Source organism: Citrobacter sp. Cu096, from assembly GCF_030332285.1.
Taxonomy (GTDB): Bacteria; Pseudomonadota; Gammaproteobacteria; order Enterobacterales; family Enterobacteriaceae; genus Citrobacter; species Citrobacter meridianamericanus.
In genome coordinates this window covers 469,502-488,552 of sequence record NZ_JAOWID010000019.1, presented here as the reverse complement: position 1 = coordinate 488,552, position 19,051 = coordinate 469,502, and the positions used below count along the sequence as shown (strand labels likewise).

At 51.2% G+C, this 19,051-nt stretch carries 16 protein-coding genes; 8 read left to right on the top strand and 8 right to left on the bottom strand.

All coding sequences use genetic code 11. The features are described 5' to 3' along the window. Positions 1-231: 231 nt before the first annotated feature. Together OGX99_RS06350 and mdtD are read left to right on the top strand one after the other, a co-directional pair. Positions 232-936: a FadR/GntR family transcriptional regulator gene (locus OGX99_RS06350; protein ID WP_151217203.1), complete on the top strand. Its 705-nt coding sequence runs from the start codon at positions 232-234 to the stop codon at positions 934-936. A 1-nt stretch (position 937) separates the two neighbouring features. Further along, positions 938-2,365: a multidrug transporter subunit MdtD gene (gene mdtD / locus OGX99_RS06345; protein ID WP_286542993.1), complete on the top strand. Its 1,428-nt coding sequence runs from the start codon at positions 938-940 to the stop codon at positions 2,363-2,365. Here mdtD and rbsR read toward each other — a convergent pair. The 7 genes from rbsR to kup form a co-directional block, all read right to left on the bottom strand. Beyond that, positions 2,331-3,323, bottom strand: a complete 993-nt coding sequence (gene rbsR, locus OGX99_RS06340) for a ribose operon transcriptional repressor RbsR (protein WP_151217200.1) — start codon at positions 3,321-3,323, stop codon at positions 2,331-2,333. The two genes, mdtD and rbsR, sit on opposite strands and share 35 nt — an antisense overlap. 3 nt (positions 3,324-3,326) lie before the next feature. Next, entirely contained in the window at positions 3,327-4,256 is a 930-nt protein-coding gene (gene rbsK, locus OGX99_RS06335; protein WP_151217198.1) for a ribokinase, read from the bottom strand. Positions 4,257-4,397: 141 nt separating this feature from the next. After that, a complete protein-coding gene (rbsB, locus tag OGX99_RS06330) occupies positions 4,398-5,288 on the bottom strand; it encodes a ribose ABC transporter substrate-binding protein RbsB (protein ID WP_003023760.1) in 891 nt (296 codons plus the stop codon). A gap of 24 nt (positions 5,289-5,312) precedes the next feature. Then, positions 5,313-6,278 carry a ribose ABC transporter permease gene (rbsC, locus tag OGX99_RS06325; RefSeq protein WP_003023762.1) on the bottom strand — a complete coding sequence of 322 codons (966 nt, stop codon included), beginning with the start codon at positions 6,276-6,278 and terminating at the stop codon, positions 5,313-5,315. A gap of 5 nt (positions 6,279-6,283) precedes the next feature. Next, complete coding sequence (gene rbsA / locus OGX99_RS06320; protein ID WP_003023764.1) at positions 6,284-7,789, bottom strand: ribose ABC transporter ATP-binding protein RbsA; 1,506 nt, start codon at positions 7,787-7,789, stop codon at positions 6,284-6,286. Between the two features lie 7 nt (positions 7,790-7,796). Further along, the gene (rbsD, locus tag OGX99_RS06315) at positions 7,797-8,216 is read right to left on the bottom strand and encodes a D-ribose pyranase (protein WP_151217196.1); all 420 of its coding nucleotides are present in this window, start codon (positions 8,214-8,216) and stop codon (positions 7,797-7,799) included. A gap of 192 nt (positions 8,217-8,408) precedes the next feature. Continuing rightward, the gene (kup, locus tag OGX99_RS06310) at positions 8,409-10,277 is read right to left on the bottom strand and encodes a low affinity potassium transporter Kup (protein WP_151217194.1); all 1,869 of its coding nucleotides are present in this window, start codon (positions 10,275-10,277) and stop codon (positions 8,409-8,411) included. A 328-nt stretch (positions 10,278-10,605) separates the two neighbouring features. Between kup and ravA the strand changes: the two genes are divergently transcribed. Beyond that, a complete protein-coding gene (gene ravA / locus OGX99_RS06305; RefSeq protein ID WP_210905544.1) occupies positions 10,606-12,102 on the top strand; it encodes an ATPase RavA in 1,497 nt (498 codons plus the stop codon). Beyond that, complete coding sequence (gene viaA / locus OGX99_RS06300) at positions 12,096-13,547, top strand: ATPase RavA stimulator ViaA (protein WP_252838611.1); 1,452 nt, start codon at positions 12,096-12,098, stop codon at positions 13,545-13,547. The genes ravA and viaA overlap by 7 nt, the downstream gene beginning before the upstream one ends. A gap of 3 nt (positions 13,548-13,550) precedes the next feature. Here the strand turns inward: viaA and asnA are convergent, their stop codons facing one another. Then, entirely contained in the window at positions 13,551-14,543 is a 993-nt protein-coding gene (gene asnA / locus OGX99_RS06295; protein ID WP_151217189.1) for an aspartate--ammonia ligase, read from the bottom strand. 151 nt (positions 14,544-14,694) lie between these two features. Between asnA and asnC the strand changes: the two genes are divergently transcribed. From asnC to rsmG, 4 genes are all read left to right on the top strand, one after another. Beyond that, on the top strand, positions 14,695-15,153 hold the full coding sequence (gene asnC, locus OGX99_RS06290; protein ID WP_003023780.1) for a transcriptional regulator AsnC: 459 nt from the start codon (positions 14,695-14,697) through the stop codon (positions 15,151-15,153). 89 nt (positions 15,154-15,242) lie between these two features. Continuing rightward, positions 15,243-15,692 carry an FMN-binding protein MioC gene (gene mioC, locus OGX99_RS06285; RefSeq protein ID WP_151224050.1) on the top strand — a complete coding sequence of 150 codons (450 nt, stop codon included), beginning with the start codon at positions 15,243-15,245 and terminating at the stop codon, positions 15,690-15,692. Positions 15,693-16,064: 372 nt separating this feature from the next. Further along, positions 16,065-17,954 (top strand): tRNA uridine-5-carboxymethylaminomethyl(34) synthesis enzyme MnmG, encoded by a 1,890-nt coding sequence (gene mnmG / locus OGX99_RS06280; protein WP_151217185.1) that lies wholly within the window; start codon positions 16,065-16,067, stop codon positions 17,952-17,954. A 101-nt stretch (positions 17,955-18,055) separates the two neighbouring features. Then, positions 18,056-18,679, top strand: a complete 624-nt coding sequence (gene rsmG / locus OGX99_RS06275; protein WP_286542990.1) for a 16S rRNA (guanine(527)-N(7))-methyltransferase RsmG — start codon at positions 18,056-18,058, stop codon at positions 18,677-18,679. Positions 18,680-19,051: the final 372 nt, after the last annotated feature.

Sequence of the window (19,051 nt, the reverse complement as noted above, 5' to 3'; positions counted from 1 at the left end):
CCCCGCTGACCCGGCGGCTTGTAATCCGTTGTTCCGTGTCAGTGGAGGCGCATTATAGGGAGTTATTTGAGGCTGACAAGGGGAAATTTAAAATAACTTTCTGAACGCGTATTTTTTCACCAAAACCACCATTAACATGCCATAAAATAAGCAAATTGCCGTTTTTGCAGCCGCAATCACAGTTCCTGGTGGCATACTAATGAATAAGAAAAAGAGTAAGGAAGAACATTCATGCCGTTAAATGCCCAACAGCTAGCCGCACAGAAAAACCTGTCCTACGTTTTGGCCGAAAAGCTGGCTCAGCGAATACTAAAAGGTGAATATGCACCAGGCGCGATACTACCTGGAGAAATAGAGCTGGGCGATCAGTTTGGCGTAAGTCGTACCGCAGTAAGAGAAGCGGTAAAAACGTTAACGGCAAAGGGTATGGTATTACCGCGCCCGCGTATTGGTACACGCGTCATGCCGCAGGCAAACTGGAACTTCCTCGACCAGGAACTGCTCACCTGGTGGATGACGGAAGATAACTTCCCACAGGTCATTAAACATTTTCTGGTGATGCGTATCAGCCTGGAGCCTCAGGCATGTTTACTGGCGGCAACTATCGGCACGGCAGAACAGAAAGCGCATCTCAACACGCTGATGGAAGAGATGGTTGAGCTGAAAAGAAACTTCAGACGTGAGCGCTGGATTGAGGTTGATATCGCCTGGCATGAACACATCTATGAAATGAGTGCTAATCCGTTCCTTATCTCCTTTGCATCACTGTTCCATTCTGTTTACCAAACCTACTTTACTTCTATTACATATAACGATGTGGTTAAGCTGGATTTGCACCAGGCCATTGTCGATGCGATAGATGATAGCAATGGGGATCGCGCTTTCACTGCCTGTCAGGCATTGCTGATGGCACCGAACGTGCTACCGGATAAATAATATGTCAGAAAAGAAATCACGCAGTATGGCCGGACTACCGTGGATAGCTGCCATGGCCTTTTTTATGCAGGCATTAGACGCCACTATCCTAAATACTGCGTTACCCGCAATCGCACACAGCCTCAACCGTTCCCCACTTGCCATGCAATCGGCCATCATCAGTTATACCCTGACGGTGGCAATGCTGATCCCAGTGAGTGGCTGGTTGGCAGACAGGTTCGGCACCCGGCGCGTCTTTATGATAGCAGTTAGCCTGTTTACGCTGGGATCGTTGGCCTGCGCGCTGTCCAGCTCCCTAAGCGAACTGGTGATTTTTCGCGTTATTCAGGGTATCGGCGGTGCCATGATGATGCCGGTTGCCCGTCTGGCATTATTGCGCGCTTACCCTCGCAGTGAACTACTTCCTGTACTTAACTTCGTAACCATGCCAGGACTTGTGGGGCCGATTTTAGGCCCGGTTTTAGGCGGGGTTTTGGTCACGTGGGCCAGTTGGCACTGGATCTTCCTGATTAATATTCCAATTGGCGTTGCCGGTATCTTCTATGCACGCAAATATATGCCGAACTTCACCACACCACGCCGTGGCTTTGATATGACCGGTTTTTTTCTGTTTGGTTTGAGCCTGGTGCTGTTTTCCAGTGGAGTTGAGCTGTTCGGTGAGAAGCTGGTCGCAACCTGGATAGCGCTCAGCATTATTCTTGCCAGCGTTTTGTTACTACTCGCCTACATTCGACACGCACGCCGTCATCCAACGCCGCTGATATCGCTACCTATATTTAAGACCCGAACCTTTTCCGTCGGGATCGCCGGAAACCTTGCCACACGTCTGGGTACAGGGTGCGTACCGTTCTTAATGCCGCTGATGTTGCAGGTAGGCTTTGGATATCCGGCGCTGATAGCCGGTTGCATGATGGCGCCAACAGCGCTGGGTTCAATACTGGCGAAATCGATGGTGACTCAGGTGCTGCGCCGACTCGGTTACAGGACAACATTGGTGGGTGTTACAGTATTTATTGGTCTGATGATTGCGCAGTTCGCATTGCAATCTCCCGCCATGCCGGTCTGGATGCTAATTCTGCCGTTGTTCATTTTAGGTATGGCGATGTCCACTCAGTTTACCTCAATGAATACCATCACTCTGGCGGATCTGACCGATGAAAACGCCAGCAGCGGCAACAGCGTGCTGGCCGTTACGCAGCAGTTATCAATCAGTTTAGGGGTCGCCATCAGCGCCGCCGTTCTGCGTATCTATGAAGGTATGGAAGGAACGAATACGGTCGAGCAGTTCCACTACACCTTTATGACGATGGGCGCTACCACAGTAGTGTCCGCGCTGATGTTCATGCTGCTAAAAGCCAAAGATGGACGTAACCTGATTAAAGAGCGACATAAGCCTAAACCGACCCCCGCTCCATCAAAACAGGAGTAAGCTGCAAGCGCTGTTGCTGCAATGCGGGCTGCGCCATTCGATGAATTAATACATCGATGGCCAGTTCGCCCAATTCATCTTTTGGTTGATGGATAGTCGTCAGCGGCGGCGTCATATAGCGCGCCAGCTCAATATCATCATATCCCACCACCGCCATATCCTGCGGAATGCGTAATCCTGACTGGTACAGAGCCTGATACGCGCCGACCGCCATGGCATCATTGCCGGTAAAAACGGCCTGCGGTCGCAGTTTATGCGACAGCAACGTCTGCATAGCCTCAAAGCCGCCGCCGAACTCAAAGTCACCGGTAATCTCGTAACCTTCAGGAACAAGCAAACCCGCCCGCTTCATTGCTTCACGATATCCTTCCAGACGTAAACGCGCCGGGGTTTTATCCAGCGGCCCGGTGATGCAGGCAATACGCGTAAACCCTTTTTCAATCAGATGTTGAGTGGCTAAATCTCCGCCCAACAAGGAATTATCCTGAATCAGATCGCTTTCACCATCAAAAGGCGACCAGTCCATCATGACGGTCGGTATAGAAGGATAGCGTTGCATTATCTCCCTGGAAGGTTGATGTGTTTCCGTGCAGAGCAACAGCAAGCCGTCCACCCGTTTTTGCATCAACGTTTCCAGATTACGGTTCATGCGCTGTTCATCACCTTCGGTATTACACAGCACCAGGCTATAACCGCGTTCAAAACAGCTACGTTCAACGCCGCGTACGAGTTCGGAATAGAAGGGATTGGTACTGGCAGTAATTAACATGCCAATAGTGCGGGTCTGGTTTAACTTGAGACTACGCGCCAGTGCAGAGGGCGCGTAGTTAAGTTCTTTAATCGCCGCTTCAACTTTGTCAGTAACAGGCTCACTGACAAAGCGATCTTTATTAATGACGTGAGAAACCGTCGATGTGGAAACTCCCGCCAGGCGGGCGACGTCCTTCATTGTAGCCAAGCGTTACCTCTGCTGACTTAAAAACGCTTCTATTTCTTCGCGCCATGGAACGGAAGGCTGAGCGCCTTTACGGGTGACCGCAATCGCCGCAGCCGCATGCGCAAAACGGATCGCTTCAGGCAGCGGAGTCTCTTCCAGTAACGCTGTAATTAACGCGCCGTTAAAGGTATCCCCGGCGGCGATGGTATCCACAGCATCAACTTTAAAACCCGGTACTCGCTGACCTTCACCGTTTACGCTGGCCCACACACCGCGACTCCCTAAGGTAATCAATACAGTATGGATCCCCTTCGCGTGCAATGCCTGCGCCGCTTTGGCCGCATCTTTATCATTTTCAACCCGGATCCCCGTCAGCTTTTCAGCCTCGGTTTCATTCGGGGTAATAATATCCACCAGCGCCAGCAGCTCGTCAGAAAGTTCACGTGCCGGAGCTGGGTTAAGGGCGACCAGAGTCTTATTCTGATGGGCAATCTTTGCCGCAGCCAGTACGCTTTCGATCGGAGACTCTAACTGCATCAGCAAAGCGGACGCCTGCGCAATACGCTCATGCTGCGCTTCCACCAGTGCGGGCGAAAGTGCTGCGTTCGCACCAGCATGAATGCCAATGACATTCTCGCCTTCACCATTCACAAAAATCAACGCCACACCGGTCGATTCCCCCGAAATTACGCTAATCGGAGCAATATCGATATTATCTTTGGCTAACTGTTTACGAACACTTTCGCCAATATCATCATCGCCCGTACAGGCAATAAATGCGATATTCGCGCCACTCCGACCCGCAGCAACAGCCTGATTCGCGCCTTTACCGCCAAATGCCACCTGATAATGGCTACCGGTTACGGTTTCACCCGGTGTTGGGAAAGAGTTAAGGTTGAGGATGTGATCGGCATTGATACTGCCAAGAACAACGAGGTTGCCTGCGGTTTTCATATTTGGTGTTCCAAGTCAAAGTGCGCCACCGGGTTAGGGTGGCGCGTGCCCTGCTTTTCTTTTTACGCTTTCATCCTCAGAACAAGATCCATGGATGGCGTATTTATGTCTCCATCAGGTCGCGAGCGACCTGAATCGGTATTACTGCTTGATGACCAGCTTCAGGTCAACCGGATATTTAGCCTGAACCTTCTCGCCTTTCAGGACTTTATCCGCAGTCTCAACGCCTTTTGCGCCGATTTGATCCGGCAGCTGAGCAATGGTCGCAGCCAGTTTGCCATCATTTACTGCTTTTTCGCCATCTGGAGTGCCGTCAAATCCAACCACCATCACATCAGATTTACCCGCCGTTTGCAGCGCGCGCAACGCACCCAGCGCCATTTCATCGTTCTGAGCAAATACGGCCTGCACGTCTGGATGCGCGGTCAGCAGGTTCTGCATGACGTTCAGACCTTTAGTACGGTCGAAGTCTGCCGGCTGGCTGGCCAGGACGTTAAACTTGTGCGCCGCAACGGCCTGCTGGAAACCTTCGCCACGCTCACGCGCCGCAGAAGTACCGGCAATACCCTGTAGTTCGATAACTTTCGCGCCTTCACCTGCTTTCTTCGCGATGTAATCACCCGCAATTTTGCCGCCCAGCACGTTATCAGATGCAATATGGCTTACCACTTCGCCTTTAGACGCTACGCGGTCAAGGGTGATAACCGGAATTTTCGCCTGGTTCGCCATCTTCACGGCGTTACCCACTGCATCGGAGTCAGTCGGGTTGATCAGCAGAATTTTGGTCCCGCGAACCGTTAAATCCTGAACGTTAGCCAGCTCTTTCGCCGGGTTGTTTTGCGAGTCCAGAATCACCAGGTTGTAGCCCAGCTTATCTGCCTCTTTTTGCGCCCCATCCTTCAGAGAGACAAAGAACGGGTTGTTGAGGGTGGAGACCACCAGCGCAATGGTATCTTTCGCCATCGCATTCGCGCTCACGGTGGCGCTCAGCGCAACAGCAGAAACCAGGGTAGCCAGTTTTTTCATGTTCATATTTAAGATGTCCTGTAATCGTTGTTACTGCTTTTTGTTGTCTACCAGTACCGCCAGCAAAATCACCACCGCTTTGACGATCATCTGGTAATAGGAGGATACACCTAACAAATTCAAACCATTATTGAGGAAACCAAGAATCAATGCGCCGATCAGTGTCCCAACAATTCGTCCTTTACCACCCGCGAGGCTGGTACCGCCTAATACCACCGCAGCGATAGCATCCAGCTCATAGCCTGTACCTGCCGTCGGTTGCGCAGAGGAGAGGCGCGCGACTTCAATGATACCCGCCAGCGATGCCAGCAGACCGCACAGTGAGTAAACGATAATTTTGATTTTACTGACGCTGATTCCGGACAGACGCGTTGCCGCTTCGTTACCACCCAGTGCATAGATATAACGACCCAGACGCGTGTGGTGCAACATGTACCACGCTGCGAGGAAGACAATCCCCATGATCCACACTGGCGTAGGAACGCCTAATGGACGCCCAATCCCGAACCAACCAAACAGATCGGCATTATCAGTAAACCCGGTGTTTACCGGGCTGCCGTTGGTGTAAACCATGGTCACACCGCGCAGCAGCAGCATCATCACCAGAGTCGCAATAAAGGCCTGCACGCGGCCTTTCGCGACAATCACCCCGGTTACCGCGCCAATGGCAGCGCCAAGCGCCAGAGCCGCAGCAACAGCCACCAGCGCATTGACTTCAATCCCTACAATCGAAGCCGCAACCGCACCGGTCAGCGCCAGCAAGGAACCGACGGACAGATCGATACCCGACGTCAGGATAACCAACGTCATCCCGACGGCCATAATGGCATTCACCGACGTTTGCTGGAGAATGTTGAACAGGTTATTAACGGTAAAAAAGTTAGGGCTCATGGTGGAAACAATCGCGATCAGCACTAACAGAGCGATGAGCGACTTTTGCTCCAGAAGCCATGCTTTAGTGAAATAACGGCGACCAGAAACAGCCTGGGTAGTCATCTTTTTTACTCCTGATTCACGCGATTAAGCTTGCCCACAGCGGCAGCCATTAATACTTCCTGAGTGGCCTGCTCGCGAGTGAATTCACCGCCGAGATGCCCTTCATGCATAACGATAATTCGATCGCTCATGCCCAATACTTCTGGCATCTCAGAAGAGACCAGAATGATACTCAACCCATCAGCCTTAAACTGGTTGATAAGCTGATAGATTTCTTTTTTCGCCCCAACGTCGACGCCGCGCGTCGGCTCATCGAGGATCAGAACTTTTGGACGGGTCATCAGACCGCGTGCAATCGCTACTTTCTGCTGGTTACCGCCGGAGAGCAGGCCGATAGCCTGTTCCATCGATGGCGTTTTAACATTGAACAGGCGAATAAAATCCCCTACAGCCTGCTGCTCGTCTTTATGTTTAAGGCTTCCACCTGCGCGACTAAAATAACGCAGTGCGGTCAGTGACATGTTCTCTTTCACCGACATGCCGAGCACTAAACCATCGCGTTTACGGTCTTCAGAAATATAGACGATGCCGTTAGCCAGTCCATCCTGCGGCGAACGGGTGACAACTTCATGGCCATCAAGCGTGACGTAGCCGCTGGTACGCGGCAATGCGCCGTACAACACCTTCATCAGCTCGGTACGCCCAGCCCCCATCAGCCCCGATACGCCAAGGATCTCACCTTTACGCAGCGTGAATGACACATCATTTACGCCAGGACCGCACAGATTATCGACCTTCAGGCGAATATCACCCGGCGCTTTTTCCAGACGCGGGTACTGATCTTCCAACTTACGTCCCACCATCATTTCAATCAGCGAGTCTTCGGTAAGCGATGCGACTTCACGCTCGGCAATAAACTGCCCGTCGCGGAAGACGGTTACGTCGTCGCAAATCTCGAAGATCTCTTTCATGCGGTGAGAAATATAGACAATGCCGCGTCCCTGGGATTTCAGTTCGCGAATGACGCGGAACAGGGATTCGGTTTCAGTATCGGTGAGGGCATCCGTCGGTTCATCCATAATGATGACCTTCGATTCAAAGCTTAGCACTTTAGCAATTTCGACCATCTGCTGATCGCCAATCGACAGCTCACCGACCAGTCTGTCGCTTTTAAAGCGCAGATTCAGTTTGGCGAGCAGCAGATCGGCTTCGGCGTACATCTTCTTCCAGTCTATTTTGCCAAAGCGATTCACAAACTCGCGACCGAGAAAAATATTCTCGGCGATAGTGAGTTGCGGGATCAGGTTCAGCTCCTGGTGGATAATACCGATTCCGGCTTCCTGGGAAGATTTTGGGCCGTTAAAAGTGGTCTCTTTCCCCAGCCACAATAAGGAACCGGCATCACGGGTATAGATTCCGGTCAGCACCTTCATCATGGTGGATTTGCCCGCGCCGTTTTCGCCCACCAGCGCCATTACGCGGCCTGGATAGACATTCAGCGCGGCGCCGGATAGCGCTTTTACGCCCGGGAACGCTTTATCGATCCCTTTGAGTTGCAGTAATGCGTTCATGATGGCCTCAGAACGTGACGCCAGCACAGAGAATGATATTCGCATACGGAGAACATTCTCCGCTGCGAATTACCGCCTGACTGTCTGCGGTTTGTTTTTTGAATTGTTCATGCGTGGTGTAACGAATTTCTATGGTGTTTCCCTGGTGTTGTTGCAGTTGCTCAATGTGACTGAGCAACGTTTCGTGGAGTTGCGGATTATGTTGTTTAATTTCCGACGCGAGAATGGCCGCCTCGACCTGCATTTCACGAGTAACCACATCCAATACCTGCATAAAAGAAGGTACGCCCTGAGTTAATGCCATATCAATACGCGTTGTGTTGTTAGGGATGGGTAAACCTGCATCACACACCACCAGCGTATCGGTATGCCCCAGACGAGAGATCACCGATGAAATTTCAGAGTTGAGTACCGTGCCTTTCTTCATTTTCTTTCCCCACTAGCGAAACGTTTCGCTGAAAATAAGTGTAGTTCGAAGAGTGGACAGAAAACCACCGCGACGTTACGAAAATGTGATCACCATCGAAACGTTTCGCAAGGATTATCATTCGATGAAATGAAAACTGGGAGGAACAAAACAAAACGCCCCCTTTCGCGATGAAAGAGGGCGTCCATGAGATTAAATCTCGACCTGCGTACCGAGCTCGATAACCCGGTTTGGTGGGATTTCAAACTGGTCTGGCGCACGCAGCGCATTGCGCTGCAACAGCAGATACAACTTGCCGCGCAGGCGCAAATACCATGGTCGCTTACCAACAATCAACGACTCGTGCGACATGAAGAAGGAGGTTTCCATCATCCGACAACTTAAGCCTTCCAGACCACAGCGATGGAACACTTCCTCGACGTTCGGCGTTTCACGCCAACCGTAGCTGGCCACTACGCGCCAGAAGGTTGGCGATAACTGCTCAATCTGCACCCTACGCACGTTGTGTACATAGGGTGCATCTTCAGTACGCAGCGTTAGCAGAATCACGCGTTCGTGCAACACCTTGTTATGCTTTAGGTTATGCAAAAGCGCAAACGGGATGACGTTCAACGCACGGGACATATATACCGCCGTTCCCGGCACGCGTACTGGTGGGGATTTCTCCAGCGAGGCAATCATCGCCTCCAGAGAGTTGCCGTGCTCATGCATGCGACGCAGCAGACGGAAACGCTCGCTTTTCCAGGTGGTCATAATGGTGAACATCACCAGACCCAGCGTCAGAGGCAGCCAACCGCCGGAAATCAGTTTATCGAGGTTCGCGGAGAACAGCGGAACATCGACGCATAAGAACGCTACCAGGATCAGGAAGACAAAGTATTTATTCCAGTGCCAGTTTTTACGCGCCACGGTGGTAGACAGAATAGACGTCAGTACCATCGTCCCCGTTACCGCAATCCCGTACGCCGCGGCCAGATTACTGGAGTGTTCAAAGCTCACAATCACGATAACCACCGCAAAATAGAGCATCCAGTTAACGAAAGGAATGTAGATCTGGCCCGACTCCATTTCCGAGGTATGGATAATACGCATTGGCGATAAATATCCCAGACGTACGGCCTGACGCGTCAGCGAGAAGACGCCGGAGATAACCGCCTGCGAAGCGATTACCGTCGCCAGCGCGGCGAGAATCAGTAGCGGGATCAACGCCCACTCCGGCGCCAACAGGAAGAACGGGTTTTTGATCGCCTCAGGATGCTTTAACAGTAACGCCCCCTGACCAAAATAGTTCAGTACCAGCGAAGGCAACACCACAGAGAACCAGGCCAGACGAATCGGCAACTTACCGAAGTGGCCCATATCCGCATACAGCGCTTCAACACCGGTAATCGACAACACCACGGCCCCCAGCGCAATAAAGGACAATGTTTTGAATTCGAGAAAGAAATGCACCGCCCAATACGGATTTAGCGCCTGTAGTACTTCCGGATTGCCAATAATACTTCGCACGCCTAATACCGCCAGTGTCAGGAACCACAGCAACATAATCGGCGCAAACAGCTTACCGACCATGCCGGTACCGTGTTTTTGAATCAAAAACAGCAGGGTCAGTACGATTATCGAGAGCGGAACAATCCAGGTATCCAGTTGCGGGGCAATGATCTCCAGGCCTTCAATCGCCGACATCACCGAAATGGCAGGCGTTATCACCACTTCTCCATAAAAGAAGCTGCCGCCAATCAACCCCATAATCACCAGCATGGAGGTGGTTCGCGCCGAGGTATTGCGCCCGGCTAATGACATCAGCGTCAGGATCCCACCTTCTCCGGCGTTATCAGCGCGCATGACAAACGTCAGGTATTTAATAGAGACAACAAAGATCAACAGCCAGAAAATCAGCGAGAGAAAGCCAAATACTGCATCACGTTCAACGCCAAAACCAAACTGGCCGGATAAACATTCACGAAGCGTATAAAGTGGGCTGGTACCAATATCACCGTAGACAACCCCAATGGCCGCAAGGGTAATCGCAGACAATGATTGTTTATTATCAGTGCTCATAGACTCGTCTTTCGTTTATACACCTCATCTTTCACGCCACTCCGTCTGGGCTGCATTCGTTATTTCCCCATCCCAGGAGAAAACTCCATTGCCACCTTGGTGTAGATTGATTGATTTGGTGTATATATAAGAAATGTGTGCGTCGTCCCTTGGCCCACAAAAAGGCGCACAGTATGCACGATTAATCATAAAATCGTACCCCTAAATGTGACCAGATTAATCTGGCTCAAAGAAAACTTAGCGCACCTTCAGTCTATTAATGTACAGGTGTGGAGCATCTATACTCGCAGTTCACGCAGTACATTTGGCGAAAGGACGCCACTTCATTATGGCTCACCCACATTTATTAGCGGAAAGAATTTCCCGTCTGAGCAATGCGCTGGAAAAGGGACTTTATGAACGTAGCCACGCCATTCGTCTGTGTCTGCTGGCTGCACTCAGCGGCGAGAGCGTTTTCTTATTAGGCCCTCCCGGGATAGCGAAAAGCTTAATTGCCCGCCGACTGAAGTTTGCTTTTCAAAATGCGCGCGCTTTCGAATACCTGATGACGCGCTTCTCTACGCCAGAAGAGGTCTTCGGCCCACTGTCCATTCAGGCGCTTAAAGACGAAGGTCGCTATGAACGCTTAACGGCAGGCTATCTTCCTGAAGCTGAAATCGTCTTTCTTGATGAAATCTGGAAGGCGGGCCCGGCGATTCTTAACACCCTGCTGACCGCCATTAACGAACGCCACTTCCGCAACGGCGCGCATGAAGAGAAAATCCCGATGCGCCTGCTGGTGGCAGCCTCCAACGAACTGCCAGAAGCAGACAGCAGCCTGGAAGCGCTGTATGACCGTATGCTGATACGCCTGTGGCTGGATAAAGTTCAGGACAAAGCCAACTTCCGCTCAATGCTGCTAAGTCAGCAAGATGAAAGCGACAACCCGGTCCCGGCGTCATTACAGGTGACGGATGAAGAGTATTACCAGTGGCAAAAAGACATTGGCGCCATCAAGCTTCCCGATCGCGTGTTTGAGCTTATTTTCACCCTACGTCAGCAGTTGGACACGCTACCGAATGCCCCGTACGTGTCCGATCGTCGCTGGAAAAAAGCCATTCGCTTGCTCCAGGCCAGCGCCTTCTTTAGCGGACGTGATGCGGTCGTCCCTATTGACCTCATCCTGTTGAAAGATTGCCTGTGGTACGACGCACAAAGCCTGAATCTGATGCAGCAGCAGCTGGAAATATTGATGACCGGGCACGCCTGGCAGCAGCAGGCTATGCTGACGCGTTTGGGCAGCATTGTGCAACGTCGCATTCAACTCCAGCAGCAGCAAAGCGATAAAACTGCGTTCACGGTGATCCGTCAGGGCGGCATGTTCAGCCGTCGTCCTCATTATGATTTACCGCCAGAAGCCACATCCTCAATCCTGACATTACTGCTGCAAAAGCCCCTGAAGCTGCATGATATGGAAGTCATCCATATTGCTTTTGATCGTAGCGCACTGGAACTGTGGCTAACCAAAGGCGGTGAGATCCGCGGAAAATTAAACGGAATCGGTTTTGCTCAGACGCTGAACATGGAAGTGGATAGCGCACAACACCTGGTCGTACGCGACGTCAGTTTGCAAGGATCTCGTCTGGCGCTGCCAGGTTCATCACAAGAAAGTATGCCTGCAGAGATAAAACAAGAGCTTGAAGCGCTTGATAACGAGTGGCACCAGCAGCACAGCGCATTTAGCGAACAACAAAAGTGCATGTTTATTCATAATGACTGGTTAGGCCGCATAGAAGCCAGTCTACAGGATGTCGGGATGCAAATCCGCCAGGCGCAACAATGCTAACCCTTGATACGCTCAACATCATGCTGGCAGTCAGCGAAGAGGCGATGATCGAAGAGATGATCGTCGCCCTGCTGGCTTCTCCGAAGATGGTGGTTTTTTTTAAAAAATTCCCGCGCCTCAAAAAAGCGATCGCTGAAGATATACCGCGCTGGCGTGAATCTTTGCGTAGTCGGCTCAAAGATACCCATGTGCCGCCGGAGTTGGCGGAAGAGGTCATTTGTTATCAACAAAGTCAGCTCCTCTCTCATGCACAGTTTATCGTCCAGCTACCGCAAATATTGTCGTTATTGCACCGCCTCCATTCACCGTGGGCCGGACAAGCGCAGCAGTTAGTCGATGACAACAACACGTTTACGCCCGCCCTGCATACGCTTTTTCTCCAGCGCTGGCGCCTGAGTCTGGTAGTGCAAACCACCACGCTGAATCAACAATTGCTGGAAGAAGAGCGTGAACATTTGCTCAGCGAAGTACAGGAGCGGATGACTCTCAGCGGGCAACTGGAACCCGTCCTGGCAGAAAATGACAACGCCGCGGGTCGGTTGTGGGATATGAGCGCTGGTCAAATCAAGCGCGGTGATTATCAGCTGATGGTGAAATACGGCGAATTTCTGACGCAACAACCTGAACTCCAGCGTCTGGCTGAGCAATTAGGTCGTTCCAGAGAAGCGAAATCCGTGCCGCGTAAAGATGCGCCAATGGAAACCTTCCGTACGCTGGTGCGCGAACCGGCAACCGTACCGGAGCAAGTGGATGGCATCCAGCAAAGCGACGATATCCTGCGCCTGCTGCCGCCTGAACTGGCGACGCTGGGCATTACCGAACTGGAATACGAGTTCTACCGTCGGCTGGTGGAAAAACAACTGCTGACCTATCGCCTGCACGGCGAAGCGTGGCGTGAAAAAGTCACGGAACGGCCTGTGGTGCATCAGGATTTTGACGAGCAGCCGCGCGGGCCTTTTATCGTCTGCGTCGATACCTCGGGATCGATGGGCGGATTTAATGAGCAATGTGCGAAAGCCTTTTGCCTGGCGCTAATGCGCGTCGCTCTTGCCGATAACCGGCGCTGTTTCATTATGCTGTTTTCAACAGAAGTGGTGCGCTATGAGCTGTCCGGTCCGGAGGGTATCGAACAGGCGATCCGTTTTTTAAGTCAGTGCTTTCGCGGCGGTACAGATATCGCCAGCTGTTTTCGCGCCATTATTGAGCGCATGCAGGGTCGGGAATGGTTTGATGCCGATGCGGTGGTGATCTCAGATTTTATCGCTCAGCGATTACCCGATGAGGTCGTCAATAAAGTGGGTGAATTGCAGCGAGTTCACCAGCATCGTTTTCATGCAGTGGCGATGTCAGCACACGGCAAACCCGGCATCATGCGCATTTTCGATCATATCTGGCGCTTTGATACCGGGATGCGAAGTCGCCTGCTCAGACGCTGGCGGCGTTAATTCTTACAGCAGAGAAGCGACGCTTTCACGTACCTGAGCCGGCCATACGCCACACTGAACCTGACCAATGTGCGGTAATTGCAGCAACAGCATGGTCAAACGCGACTGCCCAATCCCTCCACCAATCGTCTGCGGCATTTCACCGCGCAGCAGCGCCTGGTGCCATTCCAGACTCAGGCGATCTTCATCACCGGTCAAAGACAGCTGGTGTTTCAGAGCGTCAGCATCCACACGAATCCCCATAGAAGACAGCTCAAACGCATCTTCCAGTACCGGGTTCCAGACCAGAATATCTCCGTTCAAACCGGCATGGCCCAGATCAGACGCTGAACTCCAGTCATCATAATCTGGCGCACGCACATCATGGCGATGACCATCACTGAGTTTGCCGCCGATCCCCACCAGGAATACCGCGCCCAACTCTTTAGCGATCGCACGTTCACGACCTTTTGCATCAAGATCCGGATAACGAGATAACAGCTCCTGACTATGAACAAAGTGGATCTGCTCTGGCAGGAACGGTGCCAGACCAAACTCTTTGCTAACCGCAGCTTCGGTAGCCTTAATTCCTGCCCAGATAGCCTCTACCGTGCTTTTCAGAGTAGAAAATTGACGCTCGCCGTCGCCCATCACGCGCTCCCAGTCCCACTGGTCAACATACACTGAGTGCAGCGGGGAGAGGCGATCTTCATCGGGACGCAGGGCTTTCATGTGCGTGTACAGCCCTTCGCCTGCGCTAAAGTCATGTTGTCCTAACGTTTGACGCTTCCACTTCGCCAGGGAATGAACCACTTCGAATTGAGCGTCCGGCAATGCTTTAACCTTCACCTGCACCGCTTTTTCACAGCCCGACAAGTTATCCTGCGTGCCATCTCCTACGCGGCTGAGGATCGGTGCCTGAACTTCAATCAGGCCTAAACGCTCTTCCAGCTGACGAGAAAAATGAGATTTTACGAAGCTAATTTGACGTTGTTTGGCAATGTAAGCGGTTTTCATTATGTGTACTCCTGTGTCCTGTTGCCTATGATTAAGCAACAGAATGGAGGTAATATTCAATAATCAACAAACAAAAAGCCGACTTCGATTTTGATTCGTTAAAAATAGCGGCTAAAATAGAATGAATCATTAATCTATATAAGAAAAACCTATGGAAAATTATCAGATCGACAATCTGGACCGCGGCATTCTTGACGCCCTGATGGAAAATGCACGCACCGCGTACGCTGAATTAGCCAAACAGTTCGGCGTCAGCCCGGGGACAATTCACGTTCGTGTAGAAAAGATGAAGCAGGCTGGGATCATTACCGGCGCGCGAATTGATGTCAGTCCCAAACAGTTGGGCTATGACGTTGGCTGCTTTATCGGCATCATCCTGAAAAGTGCGAAAGACTATCCGTCGGCGCTGGCCAGACTGGAAAGCCTCGATGAAGTGACCGAAGCATATTACACCACCGGGCACTACAGCATCTTTATTAAGGTAATGTGCAAATCGATCGATGCGTTGCAGCAGGTACTTATCAACAAGATCCAAACAATTGATGAAATTCAGTCCACTGAAACCCTGATCGTCCTGCAGAACCCGATCATGCGCACCATCAAGCCATGATCGTTTTTTTTAATCCCCCATTTTTCCACAGGTAGATCCCAGCTCGCTCACAGCGTACAATACGCCCTCTTTATAAAGGTGGGCGATCAATGGCAGACATCACTCTTATCAGCGGCAGCACGCTTGGCAGTGCGGAATATGTAGCAGAGCATCTGGCTGAAAAGCTGGACGACGCTGGTTTTTCCAGCGAAATACTGCATGGACCAATGCCTGAAGAGGTCCCGACTGACGGGATCTGGCTGATGATTAGCTCCACACACGGAGCAGGAGACATTCCTGACAACCTGCAGCCTTTATATGATGCCTTACGCGAGCAGAAACTGGACTTGTCACAAGTGTACTTTGGCGCAATCGGGATCGGCAGTCGTGAATATGACACTTTTTGCGGCGCAATCGACAAGCTGGAAGCCGAACTGAAAGCCTGTGGGGCAAAACAGGTAGGCGAAACGCTCAGGATCAACGTACTGGAACATGAAATTCCGGAAGATCCGGCTGAAATTTGGCTGGGATCCTGGCATCCATTGCTCAGAGATTTGTAAAGATCGTACTTTTTTATGTGGATAACTCTGGTTAAAAGCTTGAATCAACCGGTAGTTATCCCAAGAACAACCGTTGTTCAGTTTTTGAGTTGTGTATAACCCTTCATTCTGATCCCAGCTTATACGGACCAGGATCACCGATCATTCACAGCTAATGATCCTCAACAACCTGTTGATCTTATTCAAAGGATCGCCCTTATCCACAGAAAGTCGCGATCCTAATAAGAGATCACAATAAAACAGATCTCTAAATAAAAAGATCTTCTTTTTAATACCCAGGATCCCAGGTCTTTCTCCATCGACTAAAGTTGAGTAGAATCCACGGCCCGGGCTTCAATCCATTTTCACACCGCGTTATGCGAGGCAATTACCATGTTTTATCAGGATCCTTTTGACGTCATCATCATTGGCGGGGGTCATGCAGGCACTGAGGCCGCGATGGCCGCGGCGCGAATGGGCCAACAGACCCTGCTTTTGACACACAATATCGACACTCTGGGGCAAATGAGCTGCAACCCGGCGATCGGCGGTATTGGGAAGGGACACCTGGTAAAAGAAGTGGATGCGCTTGGTGGGTTGATGGCAAAAGCGATCGACCATGCAGGCATTCAGTTTAGGATACTAAACGCCAGCAAAGGGCCTGCCGTTCGAGCTACTCGCGCTCAGGCCGATCGTGTGCTCTATCGCCAGGCTGTACGTACCGCACTGGAGAATCAACCCAACCTGATGATCTTCCAACAGGCGGTTGAAGATCTGATTGTTGAAAACGATCGTGTTGTGGGCGCAGTGACCCAAATGGGTCTGAAGTTCCGTGCCAAAGCGGTCGTGTTAACCGTGGGGACTTTCCTTGACGGCAAAATTCATATTGGTCTGGATAACTACAGCGGTGGCCGTGCCGGCGATCCGCCGTCTATTCCACTGTCACGCCGTCTGCGTGAACTGCCGCTGCGCGTCAGCCGCCTGAAGACCGGTACGCCGCCGCGTATCGATGCGCGCACGATTGATTTCAGCGTACTCGGTCAGCAGAACAGCGATAACCCGATGCCGGTCTTCTCGTTTTTGGGCGATGCCTCTCAGCATCCGCGCCAGATGCCGTGCTACATCACGCATACCAATGAAAAAACCCATGACGTGATCCGCAATAACCTCGATCGTAGCCCGATGTACGCAGGCGTGATCGAAGGTATCGGCCCACGTTATTGCCCGTCGATCGAAGACAAAGTGATGCGCTTTGCCGATCGTAACCAGCATCAGATCTTCCTTGAGCCGGAAGGACTGACGTCTAATGAAATTTACCCGAATGGCATCTCCACCAGCCTGCCGTTCGATGTGCAGATGCAAATTGTCCGTTCTATGCAGGGAATGGAAAATGCCAGAATCGTTCGTCCCGGCTACGCTATTGAGTACGATTTCTTCGATCCGCGCGACCTTAAACCTACTCTGGAAAGCAAATTCATCCAGGGTCTGTTCTTTGCTGGTCAGATCAACGGTACGACTGGTTATGAAGAAGCTGCCGCGCAAGGGATGCTGGCAGGTCTGAACGCCGCACGCTTGTCTGCTGACAAAGACGGCTGGGCACCGCGTCGCGATCAGGCTTATCTGGGTGTACTGGTGGACGATCTGTGTACGCTGGGTACGAAAGAACCGTACCGTATGTTCACCTCACGCGCTGAATACCGTTTGATGCTACGCGAAGATAACGCCGATCTGCGTCTGACCGAAATTGGCCGTGAGCTGGGACTGGTGGACGATGAGCGCTGGGCTCGCTTCAACGAGAAACTGGAGCGCATCGAACAAGAACGCCAGCGTCTCAAATCAACCTGGGTTAACCCGTTAGCGGAGTCTGCAGCAGAAGTGAATGCTCACCTGGCTACGCCTTTGTCACGTGAAGCCAGCGGTGAAGATTTGCTGCGTCGCCCGGATATGACCTATGCCCAGTTGACCTCTTTATCTGCGTTCGCACCTGCGCTTAACGATGCTCAGGCCGCGGAACAAGTTGAAATTCAGGTGAAATACGAAGGATATATCGCCCGTCAGCAGGAAGAGATCGAAAGACAACAGCGTAATGAGAACACCCTGTTGCCTGCAACGCTGGATTATCGTCAGGTCTCAGGTTTGTCGAATGAAGTCATTGCCAAACTGAACGATCACAAACCGGTATCGATCGGCCAGGCATCGCGTATTTCCGGCGTAACACCTGCCGCCATCTCCATTCTGCTGGTATGGCTGAAAAAACAAGGTATGCTGCGTCGCAGCGCTTGATATCACTTTTTGGCGGGAGCGCTTCGTTTGCCCGCCCTACATATTTGTCGGCCCGATAAGCGACAGCGCGTCGGGCAATAGATTATTTACAGGTAACGACCGTGCTCAACAAACTCTCTCGTCTGCTGGCTGATGCCGGTATTTCTCTTACCGATCACCAGAAAAATCAGCTGATTGCGTATGTCGATATGCTGCATAAATGGAACAAAGCGTACAACCTGACGTCGGTGCGGGATCCCAACGAAATGCTGGTGCGCCATATTCTGGACAGCATTGTCGTCGCGCCGTACCTGAAGGGCGAGCGTTTTATCGATGTCGGTACTGGGCCGGGCCTACCGGGGATCCCTCTCTCCATCGTGCGTCCTGAAGCGCATTTCACACTGCTGGATAGTCTGGGAAAACGCGTTCGTTTCTTGCGTCAGGTGCAGCATGAGCTTGAGCTTACTAACATCACTCCTGTGCAAAGTCGCGTTGAAGAATTCCCTTCAGAACCGCCGTTTGATGGGGTGATTAGCCGTGCTTTTGCGTCACTTAATGATATGGTGAGCTGGTGCCATCATTTACCAGGTCAGGATGGGCGTTTTTATGCGCTAAAAGGGCAGTTACCTGAAGATGAAATAGCCTCGTTGCCTGCAGAATTCAGCGTCGAGTCGGTCGAAAAATTACGCGTTCCGCAACTGGATGGTGAACGTCATCTGGTGGTTATTAAACCAAACAAAATTTAATTTTTATCAAAAAAAATAGAAAAAAAACGGCTCTTCAGGTGTTAAAAGTCATAGGGAATAGTGTGGTTAAATGTCGTTACATTTCACTAGTGTCTTACGGTTTTGCATCATAACTATAACGTAGCGTTTTTTGTTAAAAGCGAAACAAGTCAGCTATGAAAATATCAGCCTGCTAAAAATAGATTCAAAGAATCACCGTTCGTGTTAATTTTTTATTATAAATGTCAATGGGTGGTTTTTTTGTTGTTATTCGCTATTTTTAAAACAGTAACGAATTTTAGGCTTAAATATCAAAAAGTTGAAATGGCATCATTTGCCAAGTAAATAAATAGTGTCGGGGCGAATATGCTTAATATGTGATCTGGTGCACGC

What these genes read in the sequence shown, in the direction of transcription:
- OGX99_RS06350 (WP_151217203.1), top strand. Translation starts at nt 232, where the DNA reads ATGCCGTTAAATGCCCAACAGCTAGCCGCACAGAAAAACCTGTCCTAC.
- mdtD (WP_286542993.1), top strand. Translation starts at nt 938, where the DNA reads ATGTCAGAAAAGAAATCACGCAGTATGGCCGGACTACCGTGGATAGCT.
- rbsK (WP_151217198.1), bottom strand. Translation starts at nt 4,256, where the DNA reads ATGAAAACCGCAGGCAACCTCGTTGTTCTTGGCAGTATCAATGCCGAT.
- rbsB (WP_003023760.1), bottom strand. Translation starts at nt 5,288, where the DNA reads ATGAACATGAAAAAACTGGCTACCCTGGTTTCTGCTGTTGCGCTGAGC.
- rbsC (WP_003023762.1), bottom strand. Translation starts at nt 6,278, where the DNA reads ATGACTACCCAGGCTGTTTCTGGTCGCCGTTATTTCACTAAAGCATGG.
- rbsA (WP_003023764.1), bottom strand. Translation starts at nt 7,789, where the DNA reads ATGAACGCATTACTGCAACTCAAAGGGATCGATAAAGCGTTCCCGGGC.
- rbsD (WP_151217196.1), bottom strand. Translation starts at nt 8,216, where the DNA reads ATGAAGAAAGGCACGGTACTCAACTCTGAAATTTCATCGGTGATCTCT.
- kup (WP_151217194.1), bottom strand. Translation starts at nt 10,277, where the DNA reads ATGAGCACTGATAATAAACAATCATTGTCTGCGATTACCCTTGCGGCC.
- ravA (WP_210905544.1), top strand. Translation starts at nt 10,606, where the DNA reads ATGGCTCACCCACATTTATTAGCGGAAAGAATTTCCCGTCTGAGCAAT.
- viaA (WP_252838611.1), top strand. Translation starts at nt 12,096, where the DNA reads ATGCTAACCCTTGATACGCTCAACATCATGCTGGCAGTCAGCGAAGAG.
- asnA (WP_151217189.1), bottom strand. Translation starts at nt 14,543, where the DNA reads ATGAAAACCGCTTACATTGCCAAACAACGTCAAATTAGCTTCGTAAAA.
- asnC (WP_003023780.1), top strand. Translation starts at nt 14,695, where the DNA reads ATGGAAAATTATCAGATCGACAATCTGGACCGCGGCATTCTTGACGCC.
- mioC (WP_151224050.1), top strand. Translation starts at nt 15,243, where the DNA reads ATGGCAGACATCACTCTTATCAGCGGCAGCACGCTTGGCAGTGCGGAA.
- mnmG (WP_151217185.1), top strand. Translation starts at nt 16,065, where the DNA reads ATGTTTTATCAGGATCCTTTTGACGTCATCATCATTGGCGGGGGTCAT.